The sequence below is a fragment of the Thiopseudomonas denitrificans genome, from assembly GCF_002866065.1.
GTDB lineage: Bacteria > Pseudomonadota > Gammaproteobacteria > Pseudomonadales > Pseudomonadaceae > Thiopseudomonas > Thiopseudomonas denitrificans.
Genome location: NZ_LNJZ01000009.1, coordinates 48,450 through 62,738, shown reverse-complemented (window position 1 = coordinate 62,738; position 14,289 = coordinate 48,450). Strand labels below are relative to the sequence as shown.

Sequence of the window (14,289 nt, the reverse complement as noted above, 5' to 3'; positions counted from 1 at the left end):
CTCGATAGATTTTGTTTATTGTGGCATTTGGATCAATTCATGAGCCGGACCGGCCAGAATTGTTTACTGTAGACCACGCTTGTTAATTTGCCGTCCTTGACGAAGCACGGCGATGTATGGATACCGATATGAAAAGCGCTGAAATTCGCGAAGCCTTTCTAAAATTCTTTGAAGGCAAGGGCCACACTCGTGTGGCATCCAGCTCGCTGGTGCCGGACAACGATCCGACCCTGCTGTTCACCAACGCCGGCATGAACCAGTTCAAGGATTGCTTCCTTGGTCTGGACAGGCGCAGCTACACCCGCGCAGCCAGCAGCCAGAAGTGCGTACGTGCCGGTGGCAAGCACAACGACCTGGAAAACGTCGGCTACACCGCCCGTCACCACACCTTCTTTGAAATGCTGGGCAACTTCAGCTTTGGCGACTATTTCAAACGTGATGCCATCGCCTATGCCTGGGAGTTCCTGACCAGCGAGCAGTGGCTGAACCTGCCCAAGGACAAGCTCTGGATCACCGTTTACCACACCGACGACGAAGCCTTCGAGATCTGGCGTGACGTGGCTGGCGTACCTGCCGAGCGCATCATCCGCATTGGCGACAATGGCGGCGCACCCTATGCCTCCGACAACTTCTGGGCCATGGGGGATACCGGCCCCTGCGGTCCTTGTACCGAAATCTTCTTTGACCACGGCGAACACATCTGGGGCGGCCTGCCGGGCAGCCCGGAAGAGGATGGCGACCGTTACATCGAGATCTGGAACAACGTTTTCATGCAGTTCAACCGTACAGCCGACGGTGTGCTGCACCCGCTGCCCGCGCCAAGCGTGGATACCGGCATGGGCCTGGAGCGCATCAGCGCCGTCATGCAGCACGTCAACTCCAACTACGAGATTGACCTGTTCCAGAACCTGCTGGCTGCCGTGGCTGGCGCTATCGGCTGTGCCAACGATGACAACCCGTCACTGAAAGTGGTGGCCGACCATATCCGCTCGTGCAGCTTCCTGATTGCCGATGGCGTGCTGCCGTCCAATGATGGCCGTGGCTATGTGCTGCGCCGCATCATCCGCCGCGCCTGCCGTCACGGTAACAAGCTGGGTGCGAAGGACAGCTTCTTCTACAAAATCGTTGCCGCACTAGTGGCGGAAATGGGTGATGCTTTCCCCGAACTGAAACAGCAGCAGGCACAGATCGAGCGCGTGCTGAAGAGTGAAGAAGAGCAGTTTGCCAAGACCCTGGAGCAGGGCCTGCGCATCCTTGAAGCCGACCTGGCCGACCTGCAAGGCAGCGTAATTCCCGGCGAAGTGGTGTTCAAGCTGTATGACACCTACGGCTTCCCGATGGATCTGACCGCCGACATCGCCCGTGAGCGTGAACTGACGGTCGATGAAGAAGGCTTCGAGCGCGAGATGGATGCTCAGCGTGAACGTGCGCGTGCCGCCAGTTCGTTTGGTCTGGACTACAACAGCCTACTCAAGGTTGATGGCAAAACCGACTTTCTCGGCTACAGCGACTTGCGCACCAGTGGCAAGGTGTTGAGCCTGCTGCGTGATGGCAAAGAGGTAGAACAGGCAGCTGCCGGTGACGAGCTGGTGGTGGTGCTGGATCAGACCCCGTTCTATGCCGAATCGGGCGGCCAGGTAGGTGACTGCGGCTACCTGCTGGGTGACGGCCTGCGTTTTGAAGTGCGCGACACCACCAAAGCCGGCGATGCGGTTTTGCACCATGGTGTGCTGCTGCAAGGCAGTTTGCAAAACGGCCAGAGTGTCCAGGCCGAAGTGGATGCCAATGTGCGTCAGGCCACCGTGCTGAATCACTCCGCTACCCACCTGCTGCATGCCGCGCTGCGCGAGATTCTTGGCGAGCATGTGCAGCAGAAAGGCTCGCTGGTCGATAGCCAGCGCCTGCGCTTTGACTTCAGCCACTTTGAAGCGGTAACGCCTGAACAAATCACAGAACTGGAAGAGCGGGTCAACCAGCAAATCCGCCTGAATACTGCGGTGGAAACCTGCGAAACCGACATGGAAACCGCCAGGCAGATGGGCGCGATGGCGCTGTTTGGCGAAAAATACGGCAACGATGTACGTGTGCTGAGCATGGGCGACGGCTTCTCGGTCGAGCTGTGCGGCGGTACCCACGCCAAGCGTACCGGCGATATCGGTCTGTTCAAGATTGTCAGCGAGGGCGGTATTGCTTCCGGCGTGCGCCGTATCGAGGCGGTTACCGGCGAGCTTGCCTGGCAGTGGGTGAAAGACAGTGAAAACACCCTGCGTCAGTTGATGGGGCTGGTGCGCGGCAACCGCGACAACCTGCTCGACAAGCTGCAAGGTGTGCTGGAACACAGCAAGGCGCTGGAAAAAGAATTGCAACAGGTCAAGGCCAAGGCGGCCAGTGCTGCCGGCAGTGATCTGGCCGGGCAGGCCAAAGACATCAATGGCGTGAAAACCCTGGCGGCCCGTGTTGACGGTCTCGACAACAAGGCACTGATGGACCTGATGGACCAGCTGAAAAACAAGCTGGGCAGCGCCGTCATCCTGCTGGCCTCCGAGTTTGAGGGCAGGGTGGTACTGGTGGCGGGCGTGACCAAGGACCTGACCGGCCAGTACAAGGCCGGTGACCTGATGCGTCAAGCCGCTGCCGTGGTCGGCGGCAAGGGCGGCGGCCGTCCTGACATGGCGCAGGGCGGCGGCAGCGAAGTGGCCAAACTGGCCGAAGCGCTGGCGCTGGTTGACAGCTTCGTCGCTCAGGGAGCCTGACCGGTGGCGCTCTATGTCCAGAAGTTCGGTGGCAGCTCGGTAGCCAATATCGAGCGCATCGGGCAGGTTGCCGACAAGGTGCAGCGCTTTCATGCTGACGGCCACCAGATTGTCGTGGTGCTGTCGGCGATGAGTGGTGAAACCAACCGGTTGCTCGGCCTGGCCCGGGAGATCAGCAGCAGCCCGTCACCGCGTGAACAGGACCTGCTGGTCTCCACCGGCGAGCAGGTGACCATTGCACTGCTGGCTATGGCACTGGAGCAGCGCGGCGTTCCGGCGGTCTCCATGACCGGCTGGCAGGTTCCGATACGTACCGACTCTGCGCACGGCAAGGCACGCGTACAGGAAATTGACGGTGATCATGTGCGTGAGCGGCTCAATGCTGGCAGTGTGGTCGTGGTTGCCGGCTTCCAGGGGGTTGACCTCGACGGGCATGTCACGACGCTGGGGCGGGGCGGATCGGACACCACTGCAGTCGCGCTTGCGGCTGTGCTGAAGGCGGACGAGTGCCAGATCTATACCGATGTTGACGGTGTTTATACCACTGACCCGCGGGTGGTGGCCGAAGCCCGCCGGCTGGACAGCATTACCTTTGAGGAAATGCTGGAAATGGCCAGTCAGGGTTCCAGGATCCTGCAGATCCGCTCGGTCGAGTTTGCCGGAAAATACAACGTACCCCTGCGCGTCCTGCACAGCTTTCAGGATGGCCCGGGTACCCTGATTACAACGGAGCAGGAAACCCCCATGGAACAGCCGATCATTTCAGGCATTGCCTTCAACCGGGACGAAGCCAAGCTGACGATCCGTGGCGTTGCCGATACCCCGGGAGTGGCGTTCCGTATCCTGGGTCCGATCAGCGCAGCCAATATCGAGGTGGACGTTATTGTCCAGAACGTGGCTGAAGAGGATAATACCACCGACCTGACCTTCACCGTGGGCAGGCAGGACTACGAGCAGGCGCTGCATATTCTGCAGCAAACCGGCGAGGAGCTGGGTGCCCGCCAGGTGACGGGAACAACCAGCATCGCCAAGGTGTCAATTATCGGTGTCGGCATGCGCTCGCATGCCGGAGTGGCCAGCCGGATGTTTGCGGCGCTGGCCAGAGAGAACATCAACATCCAGATGATTTCCACATCCGAGATCAAGGTGTCTGTGGTGATTGATGAAAAGTACACTGAGCTGGCAGTGCGTGCATTGCATGGCGAGTTCGGGCTGGATACTCCCCTGGTAACCCGGGCGTGAGGTTCTTGCGGCTGCTCAAGTGTGTTGAGTGTTTAAATCAAGGAGAAATGGAATGTTAATTTTAACCCGACGTGTAGGCGAAACCCTGATGGTTGGTGATGACGTCACCGTGACTGTTCTTGGCGTGAAAGGCAACCAGGTACGCATTGGTGTGGACGCTCCAAAGGATGTGGCCGTACATCGTGAAGAGATCTACCAGCGCATTCAGAACGAGAAGGACGAGCCTCACGACTGAAATTTTTAAATAAGATAAAAACCGCCTTGCAAAAACAAAAAAACACTGTATGATTCGTCCCCGTTACGGAGAGGTGGCCGAGAGGCCGAAGGCGCTCCCCTGCTAAGGGAGTACACCTCAAAAGGGTGTCGGGGGTTCGAATCCCCCCCTCTCCGCCATGTTTATAAAGTGTTTTTGTTGGCTTGATAAAATCAATAAATACTTTATAATGCGGCACTTACGGACTCATAGCTCAGCTGGATAGAGTACTCGGCTACGAACCGAGCGGTCGGAGGTTCGAATCCTCCTGAGTCCGCCATATTCAAATGGCAATTGATACTGCCAGATGAAACCAGCACTAGCCTGGCTAAACCTAGTAACGGACTCATAGCTCAGCTGGATAGAGTACTCGGCTACGAACCGAGCGGTCGGAGGTTCGAATCCTCCTGAGTCCGCCACATAAAAAAGCTTGCATTCAGTGCAAGCTTTTTTTTTGCCAAAACCATCCCGGTTCCTGTCGGGGGGAGCAGGGGGCTGAAACACTGGCTGGCGTAGCCGGCGCCGTTTTGTAAGGCATTTCCGAGGAGGCAGTCATGAGCGAGATTGAAAACAAAAAGCCCCAGGAGCGCTTGCAAGAGCGTTTTGCATATGTAACGGAAATCCTGCAGCGACTGCAGGCGCTGGATGACGAACAAGGCTTCCGGCGTGACGAGGCCAGCGAGCAGGGTCAGCTATTGGCCGGGCTGCGCGAGCGCCTGACCGCTCTGCATAGCGCGGATATCGCCTATATCCTCGAAGGTTTGCCGCTGGAAGAACGTCTCACGCTGTGGCAATTGGTCCAGGCGGAAAGTGACGGTGACATCCTGCTGGAAGTGTCGGATGCGGTGCGGGAAACGCTGCTGGCCGACATGGACGAGGAGGAAATCCTCGCAGCGGCACGGGAGCTTGATGCGGATGAGCTGGCCGAGCTGGCTGCCGAGCTGCCGCAGGATGTCGTGCTGGAGCTGATGGAGTCCCTCGATGCGCTGCAACGCGAACGGGTGCGCTCGGCCCTGTCCTATGAGGAAGACCAGGTCGGAGCCATCATGGACTTCGAGATGGTCACCGTGCGCGAGGATGTCGCGCTGGAAGTGGTCTTGCGTTATCTGCGCCGGCTCAAGGAGCTGCCTGACCAGATGGACAAGCTGTTCGTGATTGACCATGCCGGCATCCTCAAGGGCGTACTGCCGATCAAGCGCTTGCTGGTCAACGATCCGGAAAAGAAGGTGGCCGAGGTGATGGCTACCGATCCGGTAGTATTCCATCCGGATGAAGAGGGCATTGACGCGGCGGAAGCCTTTGAGCGTTATAACCTGGTTTCCGCGCCGGTGGTCGAGAAGAACGGCAAGCTGATCGGGCGTCTGACCATTGACGAAATGGTTGACCTGATTCGTGAGGAAACCGAGGGCGAGGTGCTCAGTCGTGCCGGTCTGCGCGAAGAGGAAGACATCTTTGCCTCGGTGTGGAAATCGATCGCCAACCGCTGGGCCTGGCTGGCCGTCAACCTGGTCACCGCTTTTGTCGCTTCGCGGGTGATCGGCATGTTCGAGGGCTCGATCGAGAAGCTGGTGGCGCTGGCAGCCCTGATGCCGATTGTCGCCGGTATTGGTGGCAACTCCGGTAACCAGACCATCACCATGATCGTTCGTGCCATGGCGCTGGAGCAGGTCAGTACCGGCAATACCAACCGCCTGCTGAAAAAAGAGCTGGGCGTGGCCTTCATCAACGGCATCATCTGGGGGGGCGTTATTGGTGTCGTGGCCTGGCTGTTGTATGACTACTTTGCCCTGGGCATGGTGATGATTGGCGCCATGACGCTCAACCTGTTGCTGGCGGCACTGATGGGAGTTTTGATTCCGATGACCATGGTGCGTCTGGGACGCGACCCGGCGCTGGGTTCCAGCGTGATGATCACGGCAATGACCGACAGTGGCGGGTTTTTCATCTTCCTTGGCCTGGCCACGCTGTTCCTTCTCTGAATGCAGACCGGCGGACAAGCGCTTTCGCCGGGTGCCGTGTCCCGGACCGGTCAAACCGGCCCGGGGTTTTATTGACGGCATATTGTTGACAAAGTATTTTCGCCAATTGTGTAGTGGCTAAAAAGTTTGCCTACATAAAATGTTCGGGCTAAGGTGCTCTGCGCTCTTCCGTCGATATCCGGAACGAGTAGCTAAAACTACTGCAAGACATTTCAAGTACAACAAGCTTGTATTGTAGACAAAGGAGCCATTATGACGTCCGGGCAACTTCTGCTTGAGGGCCTTGAGCTCATGCTGATCGGCATGGGGCTGGTCTTCGTTTTCCTCGTTATGCTGATCGGCTGCACACGCCTGATGTCGCTGCTGTTGCAGCGGGCCACGGTGCACGAGACAACCTCTGCCGTCGCCACCAGCATCCCGGTTCCGGCCGGTCCAGTACCTGATGCCGACACGCTTGCCGCCATCCGGCTTGCACTGCGTCAGCATCGCAGCCGCAGTATCTGATAATTACAAAAAATATGGAGTCTGACAGATGACCGCTAACAAACCGTTGAGCATCACTGATGTGGTGCTGCGCGATGCTCACCAGTCCGTCCTGGCCACCCGTTTGCGCCTTGAGGACATGCTGCCGATTGCGCCGAAGCTTGACCGCATCGGCTTCTGGTCGGTGGAGACCTGGGGCGGGGCGACTTTTGATTCCTGCATCCGTTATCTGGGCGAGGACCCGTGGGAGCGCATCCGTCAGCTCAAGGCGGCGATGCCCAATACCCGTCAGCAGATGCTGCTGCGCGGGCAGAATCTGCTCGGCTACCGCCATTATGCCGACGATGTGGTAGACAAGTTTGTCGAGCGTGCGGCAGTCAACGGTGTTGATGTGTTCCGTGTCTTTGATGCCATGAATGACCCGCGCAACCTGCAGCGGGCCATGCAGGCCGTGCATGCCAATGGCAAGCATGCCCAGGGCACCATCTGCTATACCACCAGCCCGGTGCACACCCTCGACATGTGGGTCGACATGGGCAAGCAACTGCAGGACCTGGGCGCGGATTCGGTTGCCATCAAGGACATGGCCGGCATTCTCAAGCCCTATGCTGCCTTCGAGCTGGTCAGCCGCCTGAAAGAGGTGCTCGAGGTTCCGGTACACATGCATTGCCATGCTACCGCCGGCCTGTCGACAGCGGCGATCGTCAAGGCGGTGGAGGCCGGCATCGACAACGTCGATACCTCCATTTCATCCATGTCGATGACCTATGGCCATTCGCCAACCGAGTCGGTGGTGGCGATCTTCCAGGATACGCCGCGTGATACCGGGCTGGATCTTGAGCTGCTGGAAGAGGTGGCAGCCTACTTCCGTGACGTACGCAAGAAATACGCAAAGTTCGAAGGCAACCTGAAAGGCGTCGATTCACGCATTCTGGTCGCCCAGGTGCCGGGCGGCATGCTGACCAACATGGAAAACCAGCTCAGGGAGCAGGGCGCCAGTGACCGTTTTGACGAGGTGCTGGCCGAGATTCCGCGCGTACGCGAAGACCTCGGCTTTATCCCGCTGGTGACGCCGACCTCGCAGATTGTCGGTACCCAGGCGGTGATCAACGTGCTGACCGGCGAGCGCTACAAGTCGATCACCAAGGAAACCGCCGGTGTGCTCAAGGGCGAGTACGGCGCGGCGCCGGCCCCGTTCAATGCCGGGCTGCAGGCCCGCGTGCTGGACGGTGCCGCAGCGGTGACCTGTCGCCCTGCCGACCTGCTCGACAACGAACTGGACAAACTGACCGCCGAGCTGCAGCAACTGGCGCAGGAGAAGGGCATCAGCCTGGCCACTGGCGCGGCGCTGATCGATGATGTCCTGACCTATGCGCTATTCCCGCAAATCGGGCTGAAGTTCCTGGAAAACCGCCATGATCCTGCTGCCTTCGAGCCGGTCCCGACCGGCAATGAGCGCCCGGCCGGCGACAGCAACGAAGCTGCGGTGTATACCGTTGATGTTAACGGCAAAAGCTTTGTGGTGCAGGTCAACGAGGGGGGTGACATCGAGGGCATCAAGCCGCTGGCCACGGCGGCAACTGCAGACACTGCAGCGGCAGTTGTCGATGGTAGTGGTGACCCGCAGGGCGCGCCGCTGACCGGCAATATCTTCAAGATCCTGGTGCAGCCTGGTCAGGCGGTCGAGGAAGGCGAAGTGATGATCATCCTGGAAGCCATGAAGATGGAAACCGAGATCCGCGCCTTCCGCAGCGGTACCATCAGTGGCGTCAGCGTCAAGGTGGGTGATTGCGTCAACGTCGGTGACTGTCTGGTCGTCATCGCTTAAGGGAGCAGTATCATGGAAAAACTACTGAACCTGTGGCAAAGCACCGGCATCTACCAGCTGCAGGGCGGGCAGGCCATCATGTTGCTGGTCTGTCTCGGCCTGATCTATCTGGCCATTCGCAAGGGCTTTGAGCCGTTGCTGCTGATTCCCATCGGCTTTGGCGGGCTGCTGGCCAACATTCCCGGTGCCGGCATGGCCGAGGCAGGCGGTCTGCTCGACCTGCTGTACCAGATCGGCCTGCCGACCAGCGTGTTTCCGCTGCTGATTTTCATGGGCGTGGGTGCCATGACCGATTTCGGCCCGATGCTGGCGAACCCGAAAACCCTGATGCTGGGCGCGGCGGCGCAATTCGGCATTTTCGGTACCCTGCTGGGGGCGCTGGCGATTGGTGCGCTGGGTATTCCCGGGCTGGAGTTCACCATGCGTGAAGCGGCCTCCATTGCCATCATTGGCGGTGCTGATGGCCCGACCTCGATTTTTGTCACCTCCCGTCTGGCTCCCGAGCTGCTTGGCCCGATTGCCGTGGCCGCCTATTCCTATATGGCGCTAGTGCCGCTGATCCAGCCGCCGATCATGCGGGCGCTGACCAGCAAGGAAGAGCGGGCCATTGTCATGACGCAGCTACGTCACGTCAGCCAGACGGAAAAAGTGGTGTTTCCGATTGTGCTGAGCCTGCTGATCGGGTTGCTGCTGCCGGATGCCGCACCGCTGGTGGGCATGTTCGCCTTTGGCAACCTGATGCGCGAGTGCGGTGTGGTTGAGCGCCTGGCCGACACTTCACGCAATGCGCTGATCAATATCGTGACCATTGCCCTGGGCCTGACGGTGGGAGCCAAGCTGTCGGCCGACTCCTTTCTGCAGATCAAGACCCTGGGGATTCTGGTGCTGGGCATGATCGCCTTCAGTGCCGGTACCGCAGCCGGGGTGATCATGGCCAAGGTGATGAACCTGTTCAGCAGCAACAAGATCAACCCGCTGATCGGCTCGGCTGGTATTTCTGCGGTGCCGATGGCGGCGCGGGTCTCCAACCGCGTAGGGCTGGAAGCCAATCCGCAGAACTTCCTGCTGATGCATGCGATGGGGCCGAATGTGGCCGGCGTGATCGGTTCGGCGGTGGCGGCAGGGGTATTGCTCAGCTTTGTAGGCTAGCGCTGGCCGGCAGGTTCTGTACGAATTTGCCGGCAGCCTGTGTGCTGATTGTTCTGTTCTGAACGATGCCGGAGCTTGTGACACAGGCTCCGGCAATTCAGCTCATGCGGAACCTGGGGCTGGCTATCGCGACCAGCAGCAGGCCGGCCGCTACCATGGCGAAAGCGTGGGCCAGCGAGCTGTGGTGTGCAATCAGGCCGATCAGCGCCGGGCCGGCCAGCACCCCGGCAAAGCCAATGGTGGTGGCGGCCGCCACTGCCAGGTGGGGCGGCATGCGGGTTTGCCGGTTCAGCGAGGATATCAGCAGCGGCGAGACATTGGCACAGCCCAGGCCGCACAGGCCATAACCCGCCAGGGCGAGGCCCCAATGGGGTGTGACAAGGGTCAGGGTAACGCCAGCGGCAGCAAGCAGGCCGCCCAGCCCGATCATGCGCACCCGGCCGAGCCGGGCCGTCAGGTCATCGCCGAGAAAGCGGCCGAGCGTGATCATCAGGGCAAAGGAGGCATAGCCCAGCCCGGCGCTGGCGGGCTGCATGCCGCGAAAATCGATCAGGAACAGGGCGCTCCAGTCCAGTATCGCCCCTTCGGCCAGATACACGATGAAGCACATCAGCCCGACCAGCAGGATAAAGCTGCCGGGCCAGCGCCTGTCGCCGGCATTGCTGTGTGTGCGCCGGGGCAGGAAGCCGGGCCAGGCCCAGGCGGCGAGCAACAGGATGCAGCAGACGGCCAGCAGCGGGCTGAGTACCGGCGATAGCCCGGCCATCAGCAACAGGGTTACCAGCAGGGCGCCACAGATGGTGCCAAGGCTGAACATGCCATGAAAACCGGCCATCATGTTGCGATTGGCGCGCCGCTCCACAGCCAGGCCCTGTACATTGAGCACGATGTCCAGCACTCCCATGCTGCCGCCAAAGCAGAACAGCACGGCAGCCATCAGCCAGAGCTGGTTGACGAAGATCATGCCGCACAGGGCCAGTACCAGCAGCAGGGTGGAGCCGGTAATCGTTTTGCGGATGCCGAAACGGCCGGTCAGGACTGCCGCCAGCGGCATCCAGCATAGCGAGCCCAGCCCGATGCTGAGCAATAGCATGCCGAAGGTGGCATCCGACATCGGAATGCGGGCGCGCACGTAAGGAACCAGTGGTGCCCACACCGCCAGCCCCAGACCGGCGAGGAAGAAGCCGGCACGGGTGGCGAGAATGGTCATGAGAAAACTGGAATCTGGACGAAAAAACACGGCAGCCGGACGTGGAAAAAGCGGGATTCTAGCATGCCGGCGGCCGGCTGGGCCGTGCTATAGTATCCGCCGTTTATTTAGGGGTGATCCGGACATGAAATTTATCCACCGGCGTGAAGTGCTGCATGAAGGCGACCTGGTTGTCATTTACAGCTCGCAGACATGCAATATCCGCCTGATGAATGATGCCAACTTCCGCAGCTACAAAAATGGTGGCCGTCATACTTATCATGGCGGCGCCTTTGACCGCTTTCCGGCAAAAATCCGGGTGCCGTCTGACGGGGCCTGGAACATCACGGTGGATGCCGTGACCCACAAGGCCATCAGTGTGACACGCAAGGCGAAGTTCGACTGCAAGATCAAGATTATACGGCGCACGCCAGAGGATGGCGTCAGCGCCTGACGAAGAACGCCAGGCACTTGACGGTGGCGCAGGGCAAGCCGCTCAGACCTTGAACTGGGACAACAGACCGGCCAGGTTGCGGGCCAGTTGAGCAAGGCTTTCGCTGGCGTTGCTGGCTTGCTGTGCGGCAGCGGTGCTGGTGCCGGCCAGGCCGGCCACCCGGTTGATATTCTGGTTGATTTCCTCGGCGACATGCGACTGCTGCAGGGTGCTGCTGGCAATGGACGCGTTGAGATCACTGAGGGCCGCCAGCGCCAGGGTGATCTGCTCCAGACTGGCACTGGCGATATTGGCCTGTTCCACGGTCTTGGCTGAAGCCTGGCTGCTTTCCTGGATGACCTGCACCGCGGCCCGCGTGTTTTTCTGCAGGCTGTCGATCATGTGCTGCACTTCGCCGGTTGACTGCTGGGTACGCTGGGCCAACAGGCGTACCTCGTCGGCCACCACGGCAAAACCGCGGCCCTGCTCGCCGGCGCGGGCGGCTTCAATCGCCGCGTTCAGGGCCAGCAGGTTGGTCTGCTCGGCAATCGAGTTGATCACTTCCAGTACGGTGCCGATCTGGGTGCTTTCGGCTGCCAGCGCTTCCATCACGGCGACCGCTTCGCTGATGGTCGCCGACAGCTGGTCGGTCTGTTGCAGGCTGTTGTGAATGCTTTGCTGGCCGGCCTCGGCCTGCTGGTTGGCGCTGCTCACCTCGCTGGCTGCCTGCTCGGCATTTTTTGCCACTTCCTGTACCGAATAGGTGACTTCGTTCATGGAGGTGGCAATCACTTCGGTTTCCTGCAGCTGGCGCTCGCTGCTGTCAAGGCTTTCGCGGGCTGTCCGGTCGAGCTCGCCGGCGGATTGCTGCAGCGTCAGTCCGGTCTGTTGCAGCTCGGTGATCACGGACCTGAGCTTGGCCGTGAAGGTATTGAAGCTTGTACTCAGCTCGCCGACCTCGTCATTGCCTTTATAATTCAGGATTTGTGTCAGGTCGCCTTCGCCGCTGGCGATATTTTTTAGTGCATCGGCCACCTCGCGTAGCGGGCGGGTGATGCTGCGCATGATGCTGATCATCAGTCCTGCCACGATCAGGATGATGATCGTACGGGTAATGGTGCTTTTAATGGTGGCACTGCGGAACTCCGCCTGGATGTCATCGACATAAACACCGGTACCCAGTACCCAGCCCCAGGGCTTGAACTGCTGGACGTAGCTGATTTTTTCTACGGGATCACGGGCGCCGGGCATGGGCCAGCGGTAGTTGTAGAAGCCGGCTCCGTCGTTCTTGGCAATGCGTACAAACTCGTTGAAGATCTGGTTGCCGTCCGGGTCCTTGTAGCCCGACAGATTCTGGCCATCAAGGGCGGGGTTCATCGGGTGCATCATCATCACCGGCTGCAGGTCGTTGACCCAGAAGTAGTCATTGCGGCCGTAACGCAACTTCTTGATGGCGGCCAGCGCTCCGGCTTGCGCCTGCTCCCTGCTTAGCGTGCCCTGTTGCTCCTGTTCGTGAAAATACTCCAGGATGCCAATGGTGTTCTCGACCAGGTGGCGGGTCTTTATTTCCTTGCCCTCCAGCAGACCGGAGTAGGTCTGGCTGGCAATCATGACACCGAAGCCGATGAAGACGGCAACTACCAGTAGCAGAATCAGCCATAGGCGTTTGCTGATTGAAATACGAAGCAGGGGGGACATGATCGAGTTCCTTGTAATTGAATGTGCGTTAACAACCCATTGAGGGTATCGGCAGCAACTGGTGAAAGCTTGAAGTGCGAACTGCCGGATATGCATGTAGGTTGCCTAGCTTGATGGCTCCATAGTATTGCTTCAATAGATACAAAGTAGCGGATAACGGTGAAAGCTGTTGTTTTTAACGGTTTAATTGAGTTTGGACAAGTGTGTTATCCGCTACTGCACAAGGCGTGACGTTACAGCAGGGTTTTGTGCGATCGCGGCGGTTACATTTGCATTTCTTTCTGGTTTTGGGGGAGAGTAACTTTGGTCGGCCATTCGTCGATGTCTGACTGGTCATTAGCCCAGTGCCGTATCAAGGAACATCATTAGCATGAAGCCGGCCATCAGGCCGATGGTGGCAACCGTCTGGTTGCCGTTGCGGTGGGTTTCCGGAATGACTTCGTGAGAAACAACAAAAATCATTGCGCCAGCAGCGATGCCCATGCTCAGGGGGTAGGCAATGGCGATGCTGCTGGCCATGGCGAAACCGAGGACCGCCCCCAGCGGCTCCAGCAGTCCGGTTGCTGCCGCAATCAGGACCGCACGCAAAGTGCCCATGCCGATGGTACGTAGCGCAAGAGCGACAGCCAATCCCTCGGGAATGTCCTGGATGACAATGGCGGTGGTCAGCGGCAGACCTACACTGAAGTCCCCCTGGGCAAAGGACACGCCAATTGCCATGCCTTCGGGAATGTTGTGCAGGGCAATGGCGAACACGAATAGCCAGATTCCGCTGATGCGCCGGTATTCGGGACCACAGGGGCCGGTGCTGGCGTGTTCGTGGGGGGTGAACTTGTCCAGGCCCAGCATCAGCAGGCTGCCAAGACCGATGCCGGCCACCACTACGGCTGCTGCCAGCCAGTTGGAAAAAAGCGCCTGCGCAGCTTCCAGGCCGGGCAGGATCAGGGAAAATGCACTGGCGGCCAGCATCATGCCGGCAGCAAAGCCGAGCATGCCGTCCTGCAGCTTGTGTTTCAGCTGGCCAAGCATAAATACCAGAGCGGCTCCGCCGGCGGTGGCGACAAAACCGGCCAGCCCGCCATAGATCGCCAGAGTGAAGTGTTCGGGATTGCCATTGCGCATGGAGTGTACTGCGCTGATGGCCAGCAGCAGTGCCAGAATGGCCAGGGCAACAAGGAAGCCCAGAGTCAGCAGCGGATTTGCCCTGGCTTGCAAGCGCCAGGCATTGAAAAGCCCATGATGTGGTGTGCTGGGTGATGACATGATGTCTCCGTGGCTTGAT

The 14,289-nt window shown here is 59.4% G+C and carries 11 protein-coding genes and 3 tRNA genes; 11 read left to right on the top strand and 3 right to left on the bottom strand.

The annotated features are described in order from the left end of the window. Positions 1 to 128: 128 nt before the first annotated feature. The 10 genes from alaS (at position 129) to AR306_RS09495 (ending at position 9,687) form a co-directional block, all read left to right on the top strand. A complete protein-coding gene (gene alaS, locus AR306_RS09540) occupies positions 129 to 2,753 on the top strand; it encodes an alanine--tRNA ligase (RefSeq protein WP_101497355.1) in 2,625 nt (874 codons plus the stop codon). A gap of 3 nt (positions 2,754 to 2,756) precedes the next feature. After that, entirely contained in the window at positions 2,757 to 3,995 is a 1,239-nt protein-coding gene (locus AR306_RS09535) for an aspartate kinase (protein ID WP_101497354.1), read from the top strand. A 52-nt stretch (positions 3,996 to 4,047) separates the two neighbouring features. Beyond that, entirely contained in the window at positions 4,048 to 4,230 is a 183-nt protein-coding gene (gene csrA / locus AR306_RS09530; protein WP_101497353.1) for a carbon storage regulator CsrA, read from the top strand. Between the two features lie 67 nt (positions 4,231 to 4,297). Next, a tRNA-Ser gene (locus tag AR306_RS09525) sits at positions 4,298 to 4,388 on the top strand. A gap of 63 nt (positions 4,389 to 4,451) precedes the next feature. Further along, positions 4,452 to 4,528: transfer RNA gene (locus AR306_RS09520), tRNA-Arg, on the top strand. A gap of 62 nt (positions 4,529 to 4,590) precedes the next feature. Next, positions 4,591 to 4,667: transfer RNA gene (locus AR306_RS09515), tRNA-Arg, on the top strand. Positions 4,668 to 4,802: 135 nt separating this feature from the next. Continuing rightward, positions 4,803 to 6,227 (top strand): magnesium transporter, encoded by a 1,425-nt coding sequence (mgtE, locus tag AR306_RS09510; protein WP_101497352.1) that lies wholly within the window; start codon positions 4,803 to 4,805, stop codon positions 6,225 to 6,227. A 252-nt stretch (positions 6,228 to 6,479) separates the two neighbouring features. Then, a complete protein-coding gene (locus AR306_RS09505) occupies positions 6,480 to 6,731 on the top strand; it encodes an OadG family protein (protein ID WP_101497351.1) in 252 nt (83 codons plus the stop codon). Positions 6,732 to 6,759: 28 nt separating this feature from the next. Continuing rightward, positions 6,760 to 8,538 carry a sodium-extruding oxaloacetate decarboxylase subunit alpha gene (oadA, locus tag AR306_RS09500; protein WP_101497350.1) on the top strand — a complete coding sequence of 593 codons (1,779 nt, stop codon included), beginning with the start codon at positions 6,760 to 6,762 and terminating at the stop codon, positions 8,536 to 8,538. A 12-nt stretch (positions 8,539 to 8,550) separates the two neighbouring features. Continuing rightward, the gene (locus AR306_RS09495) at positions 8,551 to 9,687 is read left to right on the top strand and encodes a sodium ion-translocating decarboxylase subunit beta (protein WP_101497349.1); all 1,137 of its coding nucleotides are present in this window, start codon (positions 8,551 to 8,553) and stop codon (positions 9,685 to 9,687) included. A 97-nt stretch (positions 9,688 to 9,784) separates the two neighbouring features. Here the strand turns inward: AR306_RS09495 and AR306_RS09490 are convergent, their stop codons facing one another. Next, positions 9,785 to 10,897, bottom strand: coding sequence for an MFS transporter (locus AR306_RS09490; protein WP_101497348.1), 1,113 nt, complete (start codon positions 10,895 to 10,897; stop codon positions 9,785 to 9,787). Positions 10,898 to 11,021: 124 nt separating this feature from the next. Here AR306_RS09490 and AR306_RS09485 point away from each other — a divergent pair, with 124 nt between their 5' ends. After that, a complete protein-coding gene (locus AR306_RS09485; RefSeq protein WP_101497347.1) occupies positions 11,022 to 11,330 on the top strand; it encodes a DUF1883 domain-containing protein in 309 nt (102 codons plus the stop codon). Between the two features lie 42 nt (positions 11,331 to 11,372). Here the strand turns inward: AR306_RS09485 and AR306_RS09480 are convergent, their stop codons facing one another. After that, the gene (locus AR306_RS09480; protein ID WP_101497346.1) at positions 11,373 to 13,007 is read right to left on the bottom strand and encodes a methyl-accepting chemotaxis protein; all 1,635 of its coding nucleotides are present in this window, start codon (positions 13,005 to 13,007) and stop codon (positions 11,373 to 11,375) included. Positions 13,008 to 13,343: 336 nt separating this feature from the next. Further along, positions 13,344 to 14,270 carry a ZIP family metal transporter gene (locus tag AR306_RS09475; RefSeq protein WP_101497345.1) on the bottom strand — a complete coding sequence of 309 codons (927 nt, stop codon included), beginning with the start codon at positions 14,268 to 14,270 and terminating at the stop codon, positions 13,344 to 13,346. Positions 14,271 to 14,289: the final 19 nt, after the last annotated feature.

What these genes read in the sequence shown, in the direction of transcription:
- AR306_RS09475 (WP_101497345.1), bottom strand. Translation starts at nt 14,270, where the DNA reads ATGTCATCACCCAGCACACCACATCATGGGCTTTTCAATGCCTGGCGC.
- alaS (WP_101497355.1), top strand. Translation starts at nt 129, where the DNA reads ATGAAAAGCGCTGAAATTCGCGAAGCCTTTCTAAAATTCTTTGAAGGC.
- csrA (WP_101497353.1), top strand. Translation starts at nt 4,048, where the DNA reads ATGTTAATTTTAACCCGACGTGTAGGCGAAACCCTGATGGTTGGTGAT.
- AR306_RS09485 (WP_101497347.1), top strand. Translation starts at nt 11,022, where the DNA reads ATGAAATTTATCCACCGGCGTGAAGTGCTGCATGAAGGCGACCTGGTT.
- AR306_RS09505 (WP_101497351.1), top strand. Translation starts at nt 6,480, where the DNA reads ATGACGTCCGGGCAACTTCTGCTTGAGGGCCTTGAGCTCATGCTGATC.
- AR306_RS09495 (WP_101497349.1), top strand. Translation starts at nt 8,551, where the DNA reads ATGGAAAAACTACTGAACCTGTGGCAAAGCACCGGCATCTACCAGCTG.
- oadA (WP_101497350.1), top strand. Translation starts at nt 6,760, where the DNA reads ATGACCGCTAACAAACCGTTGAGCATCACTGATGTGGTGCTGCGCGAT.
- mgtE (WP_101497352.1), top strand. Translation starts at nt 4,803, where the DNA reads ATGAGCGAGATTGAAAACAAAAAGCCCCAGGAGCGCTTGCAAGAGCGT.
- AR306_RS09490 (WP_101497348.1), bottom strand. Translation starts at nt 10,897, where the DNA reads ATGACCATTCTCGCCACCCGTGCCGGCTTCTTCCTCGCCGGTCTGGGG.
- AR306_RS09480 (WP_101497346.1), bottom strand. Translation starts at nt 13,007, where the DNA reads ATGTCCCCCCTGCTTCGTATTTCAATCAGCAAACGCCTATGGCTGATT.